25 protein-coding genes and 1 pseudogene are annotated in these 19376 nt (G+C 30.1%); 20 read left to right on the forward strand and 6 right to left on the reverse strand.

The window, feature by feature from the left end; all coding sequences use genetic code 11:
- The first annotated feature begins 45 nt into the window (after positions 1 to 45).
- The 4 genes from J2Z43_RS08525 (at position 46) to J2Z43_RS08540 (ending at position 3338) form a co-directional block, all read left to right on the forward strand.
- Positions 46 to 735, forward strand: a complete 690-nt coding sequence (locus tag J2Z43_RS08525) for a metallophosphoesterase (RefSeq protein WP_209456807.1) — start codon at positions 46 to 48, stop codon at positions 733 to 735.
- Positions 736 to 1172: 437 nt separating this feature from the next.
- Positions 1173 to 2282: a TlpA family protein disulfide reductase gene (locus J2Z43_RS08530; RefSeq protein ID WP_209456808.1), complete on the forward strand. Its 1110-nt coding sequence runs from the start codon at positions 1173 to 1175 to the stop codon at positions 2280 to 2282.
- 92 nt (positions 2283 to 2374) lie between these two features.
- Positions 2375 to 2512: a CD1871A family CXXC motif-containing protein gene (locus tag J2Z43_RS08535; RefSeq protein ID WP_209456809.1), complete on the forward strand. Its 138-nt coding sequence runs from the start codon at positions 2375 to 2377 to the stop codon at positions 2510 to 2512.
- Positions 2505 to 3338, forward strand: coding sequence for a 4Fe-4S binding protein (locus tag J2Z43_RS08540; protein ID WP_209456810.1), 834 nt, complete (start codon positions 2505 to 2507; stop codon positions 3336 to 3338). Before J2Z43_RS08535 ends, J2Z43_RS08540 begins: the two co-directional genes overlap by 8 nt.
- Positions 3339 to 3570: 232 nt before the next feature.
- Here the strand turns inward: J2Z43_RS08540 and J2Z43_RS08545 are convergent.
- Both J2Z43_RS08545 and J2Z43_RS08550 read right to left on the reverse strand, forming a co-directional pair.
- A pseudogene (locus J2Z43_RS08545) lies at positions 3571 to 3687 on the reverse strand (vancomycin resistance histidine kinase VanS); the annotation flags it as partial.
- Between the two features lie 122 nt (positions 3688 to 3809).
- Positions 3810 to 4751 carry a D-alanyl-D-alanine carboxypeptidase family protein gene (locus J2Z43_RS08550; RefSeq protein ID WP_209456811.1) on the reverse strand — a complete coding sequence of 314 codons (942 nt, stop codon included), beginning with the start codon at positions 4749 to 4751 and terminating at the stop codon, positions 3810 to 3812.
- A gap of 416 nt (positions 4752 to 5167) precedes the next feature.
- On the opposite strand from J2Z43_RS08550, the gene J2Z43_RS08555 reads away from it, so the two are divergent.
- The 4 genes from J2Z43_RS08555 to J2Z43_RS08570 all read left to right on the forward strand — a co-directional run bounded on the left by J2Z43_RS08555 (position 5168) and on the right by J2Z43_RS08570 (position 9296).
- A complete protein-coding gene (locus J2Z43_RS08555; RefSeq protein ID WP_209456812.1) occupies positions 5168 to 6169 on the forward strand; it encodes a hypothetical protein in 1002 nt (333 codons plus the stop codon).
- A gap of 130 nt (positions 6170 to 6299) precedes the next feature.
- Positions 6300 to 7454, forward strand: coding sequence for a class I SAM-dependent methyltransferase (locus J2Z43_RS08560; protein ID WP_209456813.1), 1155 nt, complete (start codon positions 6300 to 6302; stop codon positions 7452 to 7454).
- Positions 7455 to 7867: 413 nt separating this feature from the next.
- A complete protein-coding gene (locus J2Z43_RS08565; RefSeq protein ID WP_027702846.1) occupies positions 7868 to 8359 on the forward strand; it encodes a hypothetical protein in 492 nt (163 codons plus the stop codon).
- 73 nt (positions 8360 to 8432) lie between these two features.
- The gene (locus J2Z43_RS08570) at positions 8433 to 9296 is read left to right on the forward strand and encodes a DMT family transporter (protein ID WP_209456814.1); all 864 of its coding nucleotides are present in this window, start codon (positions 8433 to 8435) and stop codon (positions 9294 to 9296) included.
- A 131-nt stretch (positions 9297 to 9427) separates the two neighbouring features.
- Here J2Z43_RS08570 and fba read toward each other — a convergent pair whose 3' ends face one another.
- Entirely contained in the window at positions 9428 to 10354 is a 927-nt protein-coding gene (fba, locus tag J2Z43_RS08575) for a class II fructose-1,6-bisphosphate aldolase (protein ID WP_209456815.1), read from the reverse strand.
- Between the two features lie 170 nt (positions 10355 to 10524).
- On the opposite strand from fba, the gene J2Z43_RS08580 reads away from it, so the two are divergent.
- Both J2Z43_RS08580 and rlmD read left to right on the forward strand, forming a co-directional pair.
- Complete coding sequence (locus J2Z43_RS08580) at positions 10525 to 11250, forward strand: pseudouridine synthase (protein ID WP_209456816.1); 726 nt, start codon at positions 10525 to 10527, stop codon at positions 11248 to 11250.
- Positions 11251 to 11379: 129 nt separating this feature from the next.
- Positions 11380 to 12735, forward strand: a complete 1356-nt coding sequence (gene rlmD / locus J2Z43_RS08585) for a 23S rRNA (uracil(1939)-C(5))-methyltransferase RlmD (RefSeq protein ID WP_327786947.1) — start codon at positions 11380 to 11382, stop codon at positions 12733 to 12735.
- A gap of 80 nt (positions 12736 to 12815) precedes the next feature.
- Here the strand turns inward: rlmD and J2Z43_RS08590 are convergent, their stop codons facing one another.
- The 3 genes from J2Z43_RS08590 to J2Z43_RS08600 all read right to left on the reverse strand — a co-directional run bounded on the left by J2Z43_RS08590 (position 12816) and on the right by J2Z43_RS08600 (position 15055).
- Positions 12816 to 13949, reverse strand: a complete 1134-nt coding sequence (locus J2Z43_RS08590; protein ID WP_234926256.1) for a tyrosine-type recombinase/integrase — start codon at positions 13947 to 13949, stop codon at positions 12816 to 12818.
- Positions 13950 to 14030: 81 nt separating this feature from the next.
- Positions 14031 to 14546: an ImmA/IrrE family metallo-endopeptidase gene (locus J2Z43_RS08595; protein WP_234926258.1), complete on the reverse strand. Its 516-nt coding sequence runs from the start codon at positions 14544 to 14546 to the stop codon at positions 14031 to 14033.
- A complete protein-coding gene (locus tag J2Z43_RS08600; protein WP_209456817.1) occupies positions 14540 to 15055 on the reverse strand; it encodes a helix-turn-helix domain-containing protein in 516 nt (171 codons plus the stop codon). Before J2Z43_RS08600 ends, J2Z43_RS08595 begins: the two co-directional genes overlap by 7 nt.
- 154 nt (positions 15056 to 15209) lie before the next feature.
- Here J2Z43_RS08600 and J2Z43_RS08605 point away from each other — a divergent pair, with 154 nt between their 5' ends.
- The 10 genes from J2Z43_RS08605 to J2Z43_RS08645 are packed head-to-tail and all read left to right on the forward strand — an operon-like array spanning position 15210 to position 19374.
- Positions 15210 to 15476: a helix-turn-helix domain-containing protein gene (locus J2Z43_RS08605; RefSeq protein WP_234926262.1), complete on the forward strand. Its 267-nt coding sequence runs from the start codon at positions 15210 to 15212 to the stop codon at positions 15474 to 15476.
- An 18-nt stretch (positions 15477 to 15494) separates the two neighbouring features.
- Positions 15495 to 16274, forward strand: a complete 780-nt coding sequence (locus J2Z43_RS08610; RefSeq protein ID WP_209456818.1) for an ORF6C domain-containing protein — start codon at positions 15495 to 15497, stop codon at positions 16272 to 16274.
- Between the two features lie 9 nt (positions 16275 to 16283).
- Positions 16284 to 16505 carry a hypothetical protein gene (locus J2Z43_RS08615; protein WP_209456819.1) on the forward strand — a complete coding sequence of 74 codons (222 nt, stop codon included), beginning with the start codon at positions 16284 to 16286 and terminating at the stop codon, positions 16503 to 16505.
- On the forward strand, positions 16502 to 16831 hold the full coding sequence (locus tag J2Z43_RS08620) for a helix-turn-helix domain-containing protein (protein ID WP_234926265.1): 330 nt from the start codon (positions 16502 to 16504) through the stop codon (positions 16829 to 16831). The genes J2Z43_RS08615 and J2Z43_RS08620 overlap by 4 nt, the downstream gene beginning before the upstream one ends.
- Before the next feature lie 14 nt (positions 16832 to 16845).
- Positions 16846 to 17010 (forward strand): hypothetical protein, encoded by a 165-nt coding sequence (locus tag J2Z43_RS08625; protein WP_209456820.1) that lies wholly within the window; start codon positions 16846 to 16848, stop codon positions 17008 to 17010.
- 28 nt (positions 17011 to 17038) lie between these two features.
- Positions 17039 to 17161, forward strand: coding sequence for a hypothetical protein (locus tag J2Z43_RS15055; protein WP_268828403.1), 123 nt, complete (start codon positions 17039 to 17041; stop codon positions 17159 to 17161).
- Between the two features lies 1 nt (position 17162).
- Positions 17163 to 17480 (forward strand): hypothetical protein, encoded by a 318-nt coding sequence (locus J2Z43_RS08630; RefSeq protein ID WP_209456821.1) that lies wholly within the window; start codon positions 17163 to 17165, stop codon positions 17478 to 17480.
- Positions 17481 to 17482: 2 nt separating this feature from the next.
- Positions 17483 to 17737, forward strand: a complete 255-nt coding sequence (locus tag J2Z43_RS08635) for a hypothetical protein (RefSeq protein ID WP_209456822.1) — start codon at positions 17483 to 17485, stop codon at positions 17735 to 17737.
- Positions 17738 to 17756: 19 nt separating this feature from the next.
- Positions 17757 to 18605: a RecT family recombinase gene (locus J2Z43_RS08640; protein WP_209456823.1), complete on the forward strand. Its 849-nt coding sequence runs from the start codon at positions 17757 to 17759 to the stop codon at positions 18603 to 18605.
- Positions 18583 to 19374 (forward strand): PD-(D/E)XK nuclease-like domain-containing protein, encoded by a 792-nt coding sequence (locus tag J2Z43_RS08645; RefSeq protein WP_209456824.1) that lies wholly within the window; start codon positions 18583 to 18585, stop codon positions 19372 to 19374. The genes J2Z43_RS08640 and J2Z43_RS08645 overlap by 23 nt, the downstream gene beginning before the upstream one ends.
- Positions 19375 to 19376: the final 2 nt, after the last annotated feature.

A 19376-nucleotide genomic window follows, 5' to 3' on the forward strand; every position in this document is an offset into this window, starting at 1 on the left:
CTTTTCTAAAACGGGACAGCCTATTTTTAAGGGATGTGATAAAAAATGAGTCTGTACACAATAGGTGATTTGCATTTTTCAACATCTGTAGATAAGCCGATGAATATATTCGGTGATAATTGGAATGGGCATATGGAAAAAATTATAGCAAGTTGGAAAGAAAATGTAACTGTTGAGGATACTGTAGTTGTGCTTGGAGATACATCTTGGGGAATAAACTTAGCTCAGGCAAAGTCCGATCTCGATTTAGTCGACTCACTTCCGGGAGAGAAGATTTTTATAAAAGGAAATCATGACTACTGGTGGACTACGGTTACAGGTTTAAACAAACTTTATGATGACATGAAATTTTTACATACTAATTTCTATACATACGAGGATTATGCAATCTGCGGTGGTAGAGGTTGGATTTGTCCAAACGATGTAAAATTTGATGAAAACGATCATAAGATTTATATGAGAGAGGAACATAGGCTGAGATTGTCATTGGAGGCTGCCAAAAAAAGAGGATATAAAAAATTTATCATGTGCGTTCACTATCCACCGACAAATGATAAATTAGAAGATTCAATTTTTACTAGTCTATACGAAGAGTACGGTGTTGAAAAAGTACTTTATGGGCATCTGCACGGGGAAGAGTCATTTAAGATGGGGCTTAAAGGAATTAGAAATGGTGTAGAGTATGCACTTGCATCATGTGATTATACTGATTTTAAATTAATAAAAGTTATGTAATGGATGAATTTATAATCTTAAGGAATTTAAAAATGAATAAGACAAGCATATGTTTTTTTCAATGTAATGTCGAGTGTTATAATATCACTAATAATTTTAGCTGTATGTTTTTATAGTCATATATCGTTTAAATTTTTTGCAACAGATATAAAGGATGAAAATGATGATACTATTGTTTAGTTTAAAAAGGTGTGTCTAATTTAGGCACATCTTTTTTATTTTAATTGAAATACAAATATATACATAATGAATAGTAAAAATTCCACTAATATCAATAAGTATATTTTATTTTCTAGAATAAAATTTTAAGAGTTATGTAAGTAAAACTTAAGGTTTTTATAAGCAAATAAAAATACATTCTCTACACAATTACATTAACATAGTATGTAAAGTGTTATCTAAATGAGTAATACATGATAAGAAAAGGAGAACTAATAATGAAAAGAAAAAAAATTTTAACAATCCTAACTTCAGGGTTACTTTGTTTATCACTGGTAGCATGTGATAATGGAACAGAATCAGACAAAAATCAATCTACTAGTAAAACTAAAAAAACTAAAAAGACTGAAAATCAAAATGAAAATGATAATGTAGGAGTAAGGAGATTTGAAGATTTAGGTTTGGAAGTGACATTACCTAAAAAGTTAATAGATAAAGAAAGATATATTGATATGTATGGAGAAGTCCCAATAGAAAACATAAATGGGCAACTAAAAATAAGCTATATACCGTTTGAAATTATGGAAAAGGCAGAAAAGTTAAACAAAGAATCTGAGAAAATTCCTGAGACAGATAAAGCAAAAATCGAAAAAATTGCAAAGGAACTTATGAATTTAACAAAAGAATTTAAAGAATTATGTATTGTAGCAAATATAGATAAGAGTAAAACATCAGGAAAAGCACAAAAAGAACTATTCTCAAGATATGAAAATAAGGAAATTATAGGTAAAGAGGGCAATTATGAATTTTACTTATTATATAATAATAAACCAAATACCGATGGGTTGTCAGATAAAACTAAAAAAGATTATGAAGAAATATGTAAGGAAATAAAGAATTTTGGAATTAAAACATTTAAACCTATATCAGAAAAAGAAAAATTAAGTAAACATAAAAAAATTGAATTTAACACTAAGACTATAGATGGTAAGAAAATAGATAGTAACATCTTCAAACAGAATAAACTTACAATGGTAAATATCTGGGCTACTTATTGCGGGCCTTGTATAGAAGAAATGCCAGATATTCAGAAACTATATGAAGAAGTAAAAGATGATGATGTAAATGTTATTGGCCTTATATCAGATACCCCTGATGAAGACAATGAAGAATTAGCTAAGCAAATTATTTCAAAAAAGGGAGTAAAGTATACCAATATTATCCCAGATAAAAGTATTGAAAATAATATTCTAAAGGATGTATCAGGAGTTCCTGTAACTGTGTTTGTTGATAGAAATGGCAATATTGTTGGCGAGTCTTTAACAGGTGCTCATAGTAAAGAAGAATATAAAAAGGAAGTCCAAAGCAGATTAGATAAATTAAAATAGTAAATTTTATACCTCATCTGATTATAGATGAGGTTATTTTCAATAAAAAAATAGATAAGGATATGAGAATTATGATTGCTAATGAAATTAAAATGAAAGAAGTTTATTTAAAATATAGTATATTCTTCATGAGTATATTGTTTATATTTGCTGGTATTTATAGAAATGAGATAAAAATTTTGTTTACAAAAGCGATAAACATATGTCTGGAGTGTATAGGAATTGGATAAGAGGATAATAACGCAAACAATTACAACTATAGTTACAAATTTAAATGCAAAAGGTTATTTAGAAGGCAATATATATAAGGGTAATACAAAGCAAATCTGTGTTCCAGGGCTAAATTGTTATTCATGCCCTGGAGCTTTGGGGTCTTGTCCAATTGGTTCATTACAGGCTGTTATTGGAACTGTAAAATATAATTTATCATTTTATGTTATTGGACTAATGACATTGTTTGGAGTTATATTTGGGAGGTTTATATGTGGATGGTTATGTCCATTTGGATTTTTTGAAGATCTATTACATAAAATACCTTCCAAGAAAATAAAAGTAAGTAATAAAATTAATAATATACTTAAATATTTAAAATATATAATATTAATTTTCTTCGTTATATTATTCCCTATGTTTTTAGTAAATGAATTTGGAATAAGCCCTCCTTATTTTTGTGAATTTATATGCCCAGCTGGTACACTTGGGGCAGGTATACCATTGGTTTTATTAAATAAATCGTTAAGAGGAGCAATAGGATATTTATTTGCCTGGAAGATGCTTATATTAGTAATAATTATTATATTATCAATATTTATATATAGACCATTTTGTAGGTATTTATGCCCGTTAGGTGCATTTTACTCATTATTTAATAAAGTAAGTTTTTTAAAATATGATATCGATAAAAATAAATGTACAAGTTGTAATGCCTGCACTCAGAAATGTAAAATGAATATAGAAATATACAAAAACTCTAATAGTTTAGAATGTATTAGATGCGGTGATTGTATAGAAACATGCCCTACACAATCAATAAAAAAATCAATAAAGTTTAGATAACTCAACTTTAAATAACTAATTATTATTAAAAATTAAAAGAGACAATAAAAACAATCCGATATATTGGATTGTTTTTATTGTCTTTTTTTATATCTTACTTTTAAAGTATATATATCAATATAATACCTACCTTACTATCTATACTAAAAATTTAACAGTTTTAGTTTATTTAATAAGAAGATGTATCCTCACCATTTCGAATGTTATACTTAATCCCTTTACCATTATAACTAGGGTAGAATTCATCAGCTATTTGGTTAAGCATGTGAGTAAGGTTTATATCTTCATTATTTAGTTCTATATTTTGAAGATTAAACCTTGTAATTTCAAAAAATTCATTAATCAAATTTACCCCTCACACCATTATCTAATATCAATAAATCTTCACCTGATGATATTTATATTATTTATCATTTCCAGTGAAGATTTTATTCTTCTTTAAGTTATTCAAGTTTTTGTATATTGTTAAAGCTAATTTGTGAAATAAGTATTGTATATATTAAAGGCATCTACTATATTTGAAGAGGGCTCTTTATCAGTCTTTTTTGCACCTGTAGTAATTAATATATATTCATTACCGTTATTCTTGAGAAGGCTTGCTAAACAATTCCCTGCTTCTTCAGTATATCCAGTTTTACCACCCATTACTTTCCCTCTTACAAAGTTTTCTGCATCCATTTTTTCAAATGTAGAACTACTAAATGTTATTCCTGCCGAGTTTAAATTTGTAGGAGATGTCGAGTATTTTTCTGTTGTGAATATAGTTCTAAATATTTCATCTTCGAGAGCATAATCAAGCAGTAAAGATAAATCAAAAACTGTTGTATAATGATTATTATCATGAAGCCCAGTTACATTTGTAAAATGAGTGTTTTTCATACCCAGTTCTTTGGCTTTTTCATTCATAAGTTTAATAAAGTTATCTTCAGACCCAGATATATATTCTGCAACAGCGATTGATGATTCAGCTCCAGAAGGCAACATTATACCATAAAGAACATCCTTAGCCTTAACTTTTTCATCTGGCAGAAATCCAGTCATAGAAGCTCCAGATTTTCTAAGAGATTCGAACATACTGCTTCTTATAGGTATTTTTACATCCAAATCGTTTAATTCATCTATGGCAACAATTGTTGTCATTATTTTTGTAAGAGAAGCTGGATAGCATCTAGTATTGCTATTTTTTTCTGCTATGATTTCACCATTATTATTATCTACTAATATAGCATTTTTACTTCGTATATTTTTTAATTCGTCAATCTCACTATTTTCTTGACTAAGTGAGTTAACAGTAATATTATTTAATTTCCCTATACTATTAACTAATAAAGTAATACTTAATAAAATGATAGCCATTAAAAAAATTGGTTTTAATTTTCGTTTTTCATGTTGTTTAATGTTCTTTCTAGACATTATTGATTCCTCCGTAGTTAAATTATCTTTTACAATACTATTTAACTACATTTATAGATACGAAGTTTTAATATAAGCTTATTTAAATCTTAATAAAACCTTAATTATATTAATACGTACATTTTAGTAGGTATAATATGTCTTGGATGTAAACGGCTCACCACTTATATCTAGTTTAGAATTATACCTAGAGGAGTTTTTTTCTCTATTCCTAACTATGGATTTTCACATATAAATCGCAAGTTATAGTTCACTTTGTTAGAGTTGGCAATTTTAAATAAAGTATTTCTAAGGGATTGAATGTATTTAAAATATACTTTATAATTGTTAAATGGATAGTAGATAATAAAATGGATTAATAAATCACAACTTGGTAAATACTATAAGGTATATAAATATAAAAGGAGAAGTGATTTATGAGGTGGATATTAGTTTTTATATTTTTATATCTGATCCCGTTAGTGATTTTATTTAGAAACTACAAAAATAAAAAGCGATCTTTAGTTTATAGTAGTATTTATGTAGTGCTTATAACGTTGATAGTTATCAGCAATATATATATGAGTGGGCTTAAAAGAATCGAAGAGTCAATGGAGAAATACAGAGCAGTAGAGGTTCAGGTCAATAATAATGGAATGATAGACTACAGCAGTGTAGATTCAATAGATAAAGATAACAATTATAAAGTCAATAATTCTAAAGAGGATAGCCTTGAAGAAGAGGGTTTAAACTTAGATAAAGAAGTATACAAAAAATCAGAGTTAAAAAACAACGATAGTCTAGACTCTGATGATTTTGATGATGAGATAGATGATGAATTAGATGATGACAGCGAGGAGAGCAGTAATTTTGTTGTAAATACAGATAAAAATACTGCAATTGAGTCTAATAAAAATATATCGAATGAAAGTAAGCAGAACTCAAGTTCTGGTGATAAATATAAAGTGGACAAGAAAATTAAAAAAATTAGGCAGTCTGATCTAGAAAAGATAAATGGATTTAGGAAAGAGGTCTTCTCAGTAGAAAAAACTGCGTTAGTACCTATGCAAAAATGTCTGCCTTACACTAAAAATGTAGCTAGCAGTCTATCTAATATAAAAACGGTAAAGAAAGATATAACGGACGCTCGGGATAAATGTAAGGAATTGGCCGAGTTTTATCGAGAGATGGATATTCCTAACCTGTCAGAAGAAAAATATGAGAGAGAACTTAAAAGTGCAAAATCGGATATGCAAAAAACCTACGAACTTAGGGAAAAGTCGATGGATAATGCACTTAAACTTGTCGATTCAAAAAATCCTAAGTATATAGCGAAGGTTACTGATTACTTGGATTCATCGGATAAAAAAGTAAAAAAATTTAGCGAGCGAATTAATGATTTAATATATAAAATAGAAGATGAAATAAAAGATAGATAACTTATAAAATCAAGTGAAAACTTTATAAAACAATATATGAAATTAATTGTAAATAAAAACGGATTAAATAGACAAAGAAAAAGTAAATTATTAGAACATATAGATTTTACACAAAAAGGGGGGAGTATTCGTGAATAAACAGAATATAGCAAAACTAAATATGTTTTTTATGGGTATAAGTCAAAGAAACAGTGAAAATAAAGATTTTTTTAACAAGCTTGAAGTTACATTTAAGTCTGGGATAAAGTCATTTACAGGCGTTGGAGAAGATCAAAATGGAAAGTACAAATTTAATTTTAAAGGTAAGACAGATGTATTCACATTTGAAGATTTATTAAAGCATATAGCTATAGAATCTGAGAATTACGATTCAATTAGTTTTAGATATATTGAAAGAGGGACGACAGTACTTATTGAAGGAGATAACAAAAAAGTAACTGTAAAATATATGGATAATGAAGATGTAAAGCCAAATATTGATGAGTACACAGCCTCTCAAATCAAGAACAGAGACTACTATGTAAAAGTCGGACAAGCAAATGATCTTCTTAAAGAGATTGGAGTCCTTACTAAGGACGGAAAAATTAAAAACGATAAGATAAGGAAGTACAACCAGATAGACCATTTTGTAGAGCTTATAGATAAACTTTTAAAGGAAATAGAATTTAAAGATAGCATAACTGTATTAGACTGTGCGTGTGGGAAGTCTTACCTTAGCTTTGTTTTGAATTACTATATTAAAGAAGTATTAAAGAAAAAATGCTACTTTGTTGGTATAGATTATTCGGAGACAGTAATAAAAGCTTCCAAAAAAATGGCGGATAACCTAGGTTATAAAAACATGGATTTTATAAAAGAAGACCTTACAAACTACACTCCAAACAGAGAAATAGACTTAGTGATAAGTTTACATGCCTGTGATATTGCAACAGATATGGCTATTGGCTTAGGAATTAGGGCTAAATCAAAAGCTATAGTTGTAGTTCCATGTTGCCACAAGGAGTTACTTGGACAGTACAAATATGAGGCTCTAGAACCTATAATTAAACATGGTGTTTTTAAAGCGAGATTTGCAGATCTTATTACGGATGGTATGAGAACATTGATGCTTGAAGCTAGAGGGTACGATACTTCAGTTGTAGAGTATATATCACCTCTTGATACTCCTAAAAACCTTATGATAAGAGCGATCAAGAAAAAAGAAAAAAATGAAAAAGCTCTTAAAGAATACAATGAACTAAAATCTATGTTTGACGTAGAACCAACTTTAGAGAAATTGATATAATTTTTCGAAGTATAAAAATATTATGTTTCATAAATACAACACTCCAGGAATAATTTTGAATTATTTTCGGGGTGTTTTTGTGTACTAGTTTGTTCTCTACATATATTATATTTAAGTTAAATTATATGTTATTGGATATTAGAAGAAGGGCTAATATGGTATCATATTTTACAGAATATATTATTTAAAATTCAGTTCTTTGATTTAAAGTTAAACTTATGCTATAATTACTTGATTGATAGAGTTGTTTGAATAGCTTAAGTTTACAAAAATTCTCTAAAGAGGGAGTCTTTAGTAGAAGGAGCTGGGCTGGTTATTGATGAATATACTTAAGAGCAATTAGATTTAAAAATTAAGAAATTAACTTTAGGGTATAGAATTAATAATGATAAGAAGATTGGGGAGGTGCTAGTATGATAAATTTAACGCTTATGAGTAATAAAGGAAAGATCCATATTAATAGTGGTGAGGTTAAAGATACTTTGTGTTTGCGCCCGGATTTTGATTATGTTCAGGATATATCGAATACTATAAATCAAGATCAAATACTAGTATTTGATTGTCAATTGACAGGAAATAAATTTGATATAGATGATATTGATATAGAGGAATTACTGGAAGAATTGAGCGAAGAAATAGATGAATCTTATTTCAATATACTATTTGAGGATATAAGAGCCTATCTGAAAGATATTTCAGACGAGATAGAGGCAGATTTACAGGAAAATTATGCGTTAGATAATATAAGATGTTATTTTGATATATACAATATAAATCAGGAGTTTACAGACTTTAAATTTGTTTTTCTAGTATCGTTTAAGGATATTAAAATATCTTCATTAGCAAATCTGGCAAAAATAGTATCGAAGAGACAATTAGTCGGGGCATCAAAGTTTTATTCTTAGGAAGCTAAACTACGGGTTGAAAAACCCGTTTTTTTATTTTATAATCTTTTTAATACATCGTGGGGAGGGGTACATGTTAGTCTCATATTTTGCATTATTAATTAGAGTAGTGCTTTTATCATTTGAGAGAATTGTAGTAAGAATGCTTGGAGATCAAGAAGGGGATATTTATAAAAATATATCTAGCTCGTTCTTATTTTTCTTTATAGGCGGAGTATGTTTGATGCCTTTCTGTTTATTTGTAAAAGTAGATAGTTGGGTATTTTTATTACCTTGTTATTTAAGTAGTTTGGTTTACGCTATTGGTTCTGTAGCTTATGTAACCTCACTAGCAACAGGAGAAACTTCGCTAGTAACACCAATAAATAGTTTGAACTCATTATTTTTATTAATAGTATCAGTTATATTTTTAGGAGAATCTCTGTCGCTAGGAAAAGTTATCGGAATATTCGTAATAATAATGGGTGTATTTTTACTAAAGAATGTAAAATCGCCATTAAAGAGCATGACAGCAATTATAAAAAATCTCCCTTGTAGGTTGATGATCTTGTACATATCAATGCAGTCTATCGGAAGGGTAATAGACAAGATGTTTTACGTAGAGGTATCGCCGGTTTTATACTCTACAATATTATATTTCTTTGTAGGTCTGAATCTTTTTGCAGTGCTGCTGTTTAAAAAGAAAGCGCATGTAATAAAAGAGATATTTGTAAACAAAAAAGTACCTTCAATAGTAAGTGGAGCAATAAACGGATATTCATATCTAGCATTGCTTATAGCACTTAACTATATAGAGTTAAGTGTAGCAGAGCCTTTTACGCAAGTATCTATGATACTTACAATGGTACTAGCTCATTTTATATTTAAAGAGAGTATAAAAGAAAAGATATCGGGATCTGTATTGATATTAATAGGTGGATGGCTACTATTTATGTAAACTACAAATAAACATAAAATAAGAGTAGGAAGTTATAAATATCAATGAAGACGACAATATCAGCTGAAGTGTAGGCCGACTGGAGTAAATTGAAATTATAACTTCCTACCCGATTTTACTACTTTATGAAATTATTTAACCGAATTAGCAGAACCTAATACAGTATCTATTTTATTTTCAACAACTGTTTGTATAGCATCTCTACCAGCACCTATGTATTTTCTTGGATCAAATACAGTTGGGTTTTCAGCTAAGTATTTTCTTACAGCAGCAGTCATAGCTAATCTTAAGTCAGTATCCATATTTACTTTACATACTGCCATAGAAGAAGCTTTTCTAAGCATATCCACTGGAACACCTTTAGCACCTGAAATATCTCCTCCGAATTCATTGCAAGTTGCTACTGCTTCTTGATCAACAGCAGATGCCCCGTGAAGGACTATTGGGAATCCAGGTATTCTATTTTGAATTTCTTCTAATATATCAAATCTTAATTTTGCTTCACCTTTAAATTTGAAAGCGCCATGAGAAGTTCCTATTGCTATAGCAAGTGAATCAACACCAGTTCTTTCAACAAATTCTACAGCCTCATCTGGTTTTGTGTATTTGTGAACATCAGATGTAACATCATCTTCAGTACCAGCTAAAACTCCTAATTCTGCCTCAACTACAACACCTTTAGCATGAGCGTAATCAACAACTTCCTTAGTAACTTTAACATTTTCCTCAAAATTAAAATGAGAGCCATCTATCATTACTGATGTAAATCCAACTTCGATACAAGTTTTAACAGCGTCTAAATCTGGACCGTGATCTAAGTGAAGAGCAACATCTACACCTATTTCATTTGATGCAGTAGTAACCATATCAACTAAAGTTTTTGGACCAGCATATTTTACAGCTGACATTGAAGCCTGTATCATAACATAAGAATTTTTAGCTTTAGCAGCCTTTAAAACACCTTGAAGTTGTTCTAAATTACTTATATTGAAAGCTCCAATAGAATATCCAGATTCATAAGCATTTTTAAACATTTCTTTTGTAGTTATTAAAGCCATATATATTCCTCCTAATAGATATTATTAATTTTGTTCATCTATATATATTATAACTCCTATATGGAAAAAGTATATAGTAAAATTGTAATAAGGTCGGTTTACAAGTATAATGGTAAGAGTGAATAGATGAGTATAATCGATGTATATATAATATAGATGGAGTGTGTTTTATGGCAAAAAAACAGAGGATAGATAAGATACTTTCAAATCTCGGATATGGAAGTAGAACTGAGATAAAAAAATACTGTAAAAATGGTTTGGTTGTAGTAAATGGAGCAACAATATCGAATCCAGGTCAGCAAGTCGATCATGAGAGCGATGAAATATATTTTGAAGGAAAAAAAGTTGTATATAGAGAGTTTGTGTATTTAATGATGAACAAGCCAGGTGGTTATATATCGGCAACTACAGATAAATATGATCCAGTAGTTATAGATCTAATAGACCCATCTTATCTGATATTTGAACCATTTCCAGTAGGAAGATTAGATAAAGATACAGAAGGGCTTTTAGTTTTAACAAATGATGGACAACTATCACATCGGGTTTTATCTCCAAAGAAGCATGTTCCTAAAACTTACTATGCAAAAGTAAGTGGAGTGGTTGGAGAAGATGACATTAAAGCTTTTAAAGAAGGGGTAGTGCTCGATGATGGGTATAAAACAATGCCATCTGAACTTGTGATAATCAAAAGTGATGATGAGTCGGAAATAGAGCTTACAATTCATGAAGGAAAATTCCACCAAGTTAAGAGAATGTTTGAAAGCGTAGGCAAAGAAGTGGTATATTTAAAAAGATTGTCTATGGGAAATCTTAAACTTGATGAAAGTTTAGAACTCGGTGAGTACCGTGAACTTACAGATGAAGAAGTTCTCTTGATTGAAGAAAGAAATTAAGTAAACATAAATAAAAAAAAGAGAAGTGAAAAATAAATCATAAAATAGTTTTTATTAAAATATAAGAAATATATGATTATATAAATTGCATAGAGTCGATAAACATAAGAAAAAACTGGAGGAGAAATTGTGAAAAGAAAAGATATAATTGAATTTGAAATTGATAAGATGGTATTTGGTGGAACATCATCTACCAAACTAGAAGATAGAGATATAAACATGAAAGGCGGAATTTCTGGTCAGAAAGTAAAAGCTGCCGTTAAAAAAGTTAGAAGAGGAAAAGCAGAAGTTAAACTTCTTGAGATTTTAGAGAAATCTCCTATAGAAACCGAAGAAACTTGTGGGCATTTCAACGAATGTGGTGGATGTACGATGCTTTCTGTTCCTTATGAAAAACAACTTGAGATCAAGGAAAAGCAGGTAATGGAGCTATTCTTAAAGCAAGATATATTAGGATTTCAATTTTTAGGAATAGAAGGAAGTCCAGACAACCACTACTACAGAAACAAAATGGAGTACACTTTCGGAAATGAGATGAAAGATGGACCTTTAACTCTTGGGCTGCATAAAAAAGGAAGACATATAGATATTCTTACTGCTGACGGATGTTTACTTGTTGACAGTGATTTTGAATCTATACTTAAATCAACTGTAGAGTATTTTGGTGAAAAGGGTATACCTCAATACAGGATATTTGATCATAGCGGTTACCTTAGACATTTAGTAGTTAGAAAAGGATTGAATACTGACGAGATAATGGTCAATATTGTTACTTCTTCTCAGATGGATTACGAAATGAATGAATATAAAGACATGTTAAAAGCTCTTAATTTGAAGGGCGACTTAGTAAGTGTACTTCACACTATTAACGACGGGCTTGCTGATGCTGTTCAATGTGATGAGCTTAGAATACTTGACGGTAGAGACTATATTTACGAAGAGATACTTGGTCTTAATTTTAAGATATCTCCATTTTCTTTCTTCCAAACTAATACCAAAGGAGCAGAGAAGCTTTACAGTATCGCGAAAGATTTTATAGGAGATCACAATGACAAAGTTTTATTTGACTTGTACAGTGGTACTGGTTCAATAGGTCAATTAATGGCTGATTCAGCTAAAAAAGTGTACGGAATAGAGATAGTTGAAGAGGCAGTGTTTGCCGCCAATGAAAATGCTAGATTAAATGGGCTTACTAACTGTGAGTTTATAGTAGGTGATGTTGCTAAAACAGTTAAAGATCTTAAGGAGAAGCCAGATCTTATTATCGTAGATCCTCCAAGACCAGGTATCCATAAGGATGCTATAAGGGATATCTGTGGCTTTGGAGCTGAAGAGATAGTATATATTTCTTGCAATCCTAAGACTATGGTTCTTGATTTGGAGTTGTTCAAGGAGTACAGTTATGAGGTTAAGGTTGTTAAGTGTATGGACATGTTCCCAAATACTCCTCATGTGGAAACTGTAAGCAAACTTGTGAGAGTATAGCTTGGTTACAACTGTTTTACAATGATAAAAAATGTGTAATGTGTGCCATGTTGTATGCCTGAAATATTAAATGGCACACATTATTTTATTATAGACTCTAAAATATCAACTGTTTCACTTTCCATTTTATCTGTAACATGTGAATAGGTATCCATAGTTGTTGATAATTTAGAATGTCCTAATCTTTTTTGTATATCTTTTATATTGGCACCAGACTCTAATAACATTGTGGCATGTGTATGTCTCAAACTATGAAAATCAAATTTTATCATTAGTTCATAATTTACAACCCTACTTAGATATTTAATACTATAAGTTGTGATATGTTCACCATTTTCTTTTGTGCATACCCAATTAGAACCAGCATACCATTGCCCATATTTAAGCTTCATTTCCTTTTGATACAATTTATGTTGTTTCAATATTTCAATTAGCGTATTACCGATTTTTATATTTCTATATGAACTCGTTGTTTTTGGTGTGCCTAATTCAAAGACGCCTTTCCCTTTTCCTATTAATGTATGTTCTACTTTTATTATTCCTTTCTCTAAATCTATATTATTCCATTGCAAAGCAGTAACTTCTCCACCTCTCATCCCTGTATGAAAAGCAATCTGTAAAGGAACATAAAAACTAGTGCCTTGTGGGAATCGCTTAATAATTTTATTAAAGTTATCTAATGACAAGACTTTTAAATCTTCTTTAGACTTTTTATTTTCTTGTGTCTTTGGTGCTTTTACATAAAACATAGGATTTTCTTTAATGTACTTATATGGATGAACAGCCATTTTTAATGATCCACTTAAAACACCAAAAAAATTATTAATTGAATTCTTACTATAACCTTCTAAGTGTTTTTGGTTTAAAAACTTCTGCAATATAGCTGGGTTTAGGTTTTTTAATTTGTAATGTCCGATTGCAGGAGTTATATGGTTTTTTATTATCCTACCGTAATAATCTTGGGTACTATACTTGCAATTTAAAAGTACGTATTCCTTGTACCAATAATCAAGGTAGTTATTAAAAGTAATGCTACTTTCTAAAAGTACACTTCCTTTATTCTCTAGTTCATTTTCGGCTTTTCTTAATGCTGCTAATGCTTCTTTTTTAGTACTTCCGCCTTTCCTTTTTATTCTTTTCCTTTTGCCATCTACTACACCTAGATCAATGCAGTAATACCATGTTTTTTCATCCCTTTTGTAAACATGCCCCATGATTAAACCTCCTTATCAAATGTATGTTTGTTGAAATTTATATATAAAAGAGTAGCGTTTACTACTCTAGAATAGATTTAACTAAAAATTTTCTATTTTTTCATATACCTTATAACCAAAGGTTTCATTATCTTCCGACCCTTTACAAAATACTATTGTATAATTATCTAGTTCTGCAGATAATCCGTATTTAGATTTATAACATTCCAATGCTTCACTTAAGAATTCTACTGTCACATTTAAATATTCAGCCATTTCGTATATATTTCGGCAATTAGCCTTATGAGCATCAACTAAACCCTTTAAGCTAACTAATTTATTATAAGAATACAGCCTAGCTCTATACTCTTGCTTACTGCTCTCAATATCATCTAAATCTAATATATCGCCATAAGATGTATGATGATGAGCTAATTCTTCAGCTAAAGTACAGGATTTTTCTGCTAGCGTCTGAAGTTTAAATTTATTAAGTGCTATCTTATTATTTTTATACAGCCCTTTTGCTCCAGAATCGAATTCGATTTCCTTAACTAAAATATTGTTTTCGTAAGCCTCGTTTTCCAATTCTTCAAAAGTATTCAAAACATCACCTACCATTCCCAATCATCCATTTTTGCTAAGTCTTTTTTGACCTTTTCCATTTCTTCTGGCTCGTCCCAATGATCGTTATGCGCTGCAATAGTTTGTACTGGATTTTCTTTATTTAATTTTTCTAATTCTTCTTTAAGATTAATTTCCTTATTGTTTTCTTCAGTTTTATCTGTGTATTTATCTATTTGAGTTAAATCTTGAACACTATCTATAGCTTTGTCTTTGCCTAAGCTATTTAATTTATTAAAATTATTCAATAGTGTCTTTTCTTTTAAGTCTAAAATATTATTAACATCTTTTTTACTTTGATACTCTTTTTCCCAACCCATTAAGTGTGCTGGTGTAGTTTTTAATGCTTTAGCTAATGGTTCAAGCACATTTATTGATAAGTTTTCTATCTCATCGCTTTCATATCTATATATAGTAGCACGATTTTTATTCAGTTTTTTAGCTATGTCATCAACAGAGATGCCGAGCTCTTTTCTTCTTTTTTTTATTCTTTCACCGATGCTCATTTTGTTAATTCCTCCAAACCATTATTTTATTAAAAGTATATCATGTGATTCGCATTTTTGCAACTAAAGATTGATATATATATAAAATAATCGCATATAATGCAAAAAAAGTATTGACTTGCGAAATTATTGGTGCTAAAATCAAATTAATCGCATGAGATGCGAAAAGCGAGGTGAGGAAATGGTAAATGTAGATAAGCTTAGAGGCAAAATTGTTGAAAAAAAGTTAAATATAACATGTCTGGCAAGGAAGATAGGAATAAACAAATCTACTTTATATCGAAAACTAAAAACAAACGGTGAAGAACTTTCAATTAAAGAAGCTCATACAATCGCAAAAGAATTAAATTTATCTTTAGAAGAATTAAACTCGATTTTCTTCAGCGATTTTATTGAAGAATTTGAATCTAAATCTAATTAACGAGAAAGGAAAAATAAAATGAATAATTTAGTTGAAGTAAATAACAAAGAATTAGAAGTTAAGGAGTATGGAGGTAAAAGGGTAGTTACTTTTAAAGAGATCGACATGATACACGAAAGAACAGAAGGAACAGCAGGGAAGAACTTTAGAAACAATAAAAAGCATTTTATTGAAGGTGTAGATTACTTCGAGGTCACGGCAAAAAATTCCGACACCATAAATAGTCCGAAAAACGGACAAAGCTTAGAGGATTATGGTTTCAGCAAATTTGCATCAAATGGGATCTTAATAACCGAAAGTGGCTATCTAATGTTAGTAAAGTCCTTTACAGATGATTTGGCATGGGATGTACAAAGAGATTTAGTAAGTAAATATTTTAGAAAAACAGAAAATCCATACTTAAATATGTCAAAAGAACTGCAGGCAATATTTATGGTAGACAAGAAACAGCAGGAACTAGAAAAGGGGCAAGAAGTTCTAACTGAAAAAGTTACTAACTTAGAAAATAAAATGACTATCAATTATGAACTAGCCGAGAATATCAGATCAGAGGTTAGTGCGAAAGCGGTACATAGTTTGGGAGGTTATAACTCACCAGCATATAAAAAACTAAGCAAGAAAGCATACAGTGCGCTGCACAGAGATTTAAGAGGTTATTTCAAAGTTAATAGTTATAAAAATTTATCTATAAAAAGATACGAAGAGGCAATTAATTACATACAAGGATGGACACCAGGAACAAATTTAAGACTTGAAATAAAAGAAATGAATAATCAAATAGAATTTGCAATTAATTAGGAGGGAAATATGAGAAAAGTACATAGATACTACGTCAAAACAATACACGACGATTTCGGAAATACAGATGCAGAGTTATTAACTGGTAGACAAGCTAGGAATTTAGGATATTACAATGATTACTACCAAACAACAGATGAACACGATATATATGTAGATGGGTTTGATTCTAAACAAGAGGCTAAAACATTTATGTATGAAGTATTAGAAGAACAGGAGGGATTAATATGACAAATAATCAAGCATTAGAAGCTGTAGTAAGTGCAATGCAAGCACTAATAAAAAATGATGATAAAACAGAACAAAAAACAAAGTCAATTGAAATAACTAAAGAGATAATCAAAGAAGATACCTTATTATCTGCAAAAATTGAAAATGTATTGTTCACCGTTAAGGAGCTAAAACAAATATTCAAAATGAGCGAAGGTGATGTATATGACTTAATAAATAAAGGAGAATTAAAGGCTATGAAATTAGGAAGATTAAAAGTTCCTTATTTTGAAGTAGAGAGGTTCTTGAGGGATAACTTAGGTAGAGATTTTGATTTGAAAAATTAACAGGAGGTCTTTAAATGAACAAATTATCAAAAATTATAGCAGGGTTTTTAATATTATCAAGTTTAACAATCGGAGCAGTAGCAATCTACAACATTAATCATATTTACGATAGGATCGCAGAACTAGAAGAGGTTAATAGCCAACAATATCACAGGATTCTAGAATTGGAAAACAAATAAAAACTGGACAAGAATAGGAGATAATTAAATGAACTTTATAACGTATCTAATAGGTTGTATTAAACACAGAGAGAAACCGTCTCTAAAGCACTACGTAGATTGTGTAAATGTAATAGAAAACGCTAAATCTGAGTTAAAGGAGTGGATTTAAAATGGACAAGTTAAAGGAAAGCATAATGATTGTTGATTCAAATATTAACACAGCAGAGGAAATGCTAAAAGATAATGAAATAAGGTTGTCTGAAATAAAGTGTACTGCAATTAAATATTGTTCGCGAGATGAGGGCAAAATAGAAAATCAGCAATTAGTTGTAAATGATTTAAAATCTCAGCTTAAAATGGCAAAGACAATTAAAAAAGGTCTAGTTCTGATACAAGAAAGAGAAGAGCAAAAAGAAAAGAGCCGCTCCAACGACTCAATTCAAGACTTGCAAAAATTAATTACGTTAATTATACCACAGGAGGCATAATTATGAAAATAAAAGACTTAGAAACAGATATATTACTTACAAAATTAGATACTAGTTTTGTAGATGAAGATTACAAAATGGGATATATAAACGGTTTAGAATTATTCACGAAAAGATATAAACAAAATTATAGTTTAGTAGATTTAAATAAACATCTAATTGATTTAACTAAAGGTTTCAAAGGAAGTTATATAGATGGTTTTGTGCTTGCATATAAAAGCAATCTTACAAAGCTAGAGAAGGAATTAAAACATTAATATATTGGGGGAATTAATTATGACTAACAATAGAGATATTGTTTTAAGACAAGTAAATAATTTTACTGGAACTTTATTAACAAAAGAAGAAGAGGCACTACCTAAAGGGTTTAATCCACTTAGATTTAGACAAAATGCAATTACAGTTCTTAACGATACAAAAGATATAGAGAAGTTAAAAGGGCAAGAATTTCAGATAGCTAGAACACTAATGAAAGGTGCTTACTTAGGATTAGACTTCTTCAATAAGGAATGTTATTGCATTATATACGGCGGAAAACCAAGTTTTCAAACGGACTATAAAGGCGAGATTAAATTAGCTAAAAAATACAGTATGAATCCTATAAAAGATATATATGCAAAGTTGGTAAGAGAAGGCGATGATTATGAGTCAGAAATTATTAACGGACAGCAGACAGTACATTTTAAACCAAAACCATTTAATAACGGAGACATTATAGGAGCCTTTGCAGTATGCCTGTTTCATGATGGTAGCATGTTACATGATGAAATGAGTAAAGAAGATATAGAAGAAACTAGAAGGAATTACTCAAAAATGCCTAATGGTCCAAGTTGGACGAAGAGTCCAGGAGAAATGTATAAAAAGACAATTTTAAGAAGGTTATGCAAATTAATAGAACTGGATTTTGATAATATAGAGCAAAAAAGAGCATTTGACGAAGGTGGAGACGCTACATTCGATAATGCCGACGAAATAAAAGAAGCTAAGGAAAAATCAGTATTTGATGATGATAAGGAAGATGAAGATACAATTCAAGATGCGGAATTTAAAATAATAGATGATAGTGAGGAGCTTGAAGGACAAACAAATATGTTTGGAGGGGATGAAGTTGCTACAGATAAATAAGGATAACTACTTTAGTTTAGAAGCTGACAGGGAATATTTCTCTGTCTCCCAATTCAAAAGCTTTAGAAGTTGCGAAGCTAAGACAATGGCCAAACTTAATGGAGAATGGTCGGACAGAGACAATGATGCTTTCATATTAGGTTCTTATGTACATGCTTGGAATGAGGGAGCTAACTTAGGGGAATTTAAAGCTAATCATCCTCAAATGTTTAAGAAAGGTGGTTCTTTATTAGCTAAGTATGCAATAGGCGACAAGATGATTGAGACATTGCAAAACGATCCTTTCATACAACGAGTTAGAGAGGGAGAAAAAGAAGTAATAATGACCGCTGAATTGTTTGGGGCTCCTTGGAAAACAATGCTTGATATATACAATCCAAATAAAGAATACTTTGCAGATTTAAAGACTACAAGAGATATAATGTCAAGAATTTGGAATGAAGAGGCAAAGACTAAACAGAACTTCATAGTTGCTTATGATTATGTACTACAAATGGCAGTATATGCAGAGATAGAGAGATTAAATAGAGGCGGAGACAAACACTTACAATCTTTCATAATAGCGGTATCTAAAGAAGATATCCCAGATAAGGAAGTAGCTTGGGTTAAGGAAGAATATATGCTGGACAAGCTCTTGGAAGTAGAAATAAGGCTACCGCATTACATAGAAGTTAAGAATGGTTTAGTAGAACCAACTAGATGCGAATGTTGTGATTATTGCAGGAGTACCAAAGTATTAAAAGGTCCAGTTAGTTTTACAGAATTATAAAA

Origin of the sequence: Metaclostridioides mangenotii (assembly GCF_017873185.1) — a bacterium.
Taxonomy (GTDB): domain Bacteria; phylum Bacillota; class Clostridia; order Peptostreptococcales; family Peptostreptococcaceae; genus Metaclostridioides; species Metaclostridioides mangenotii.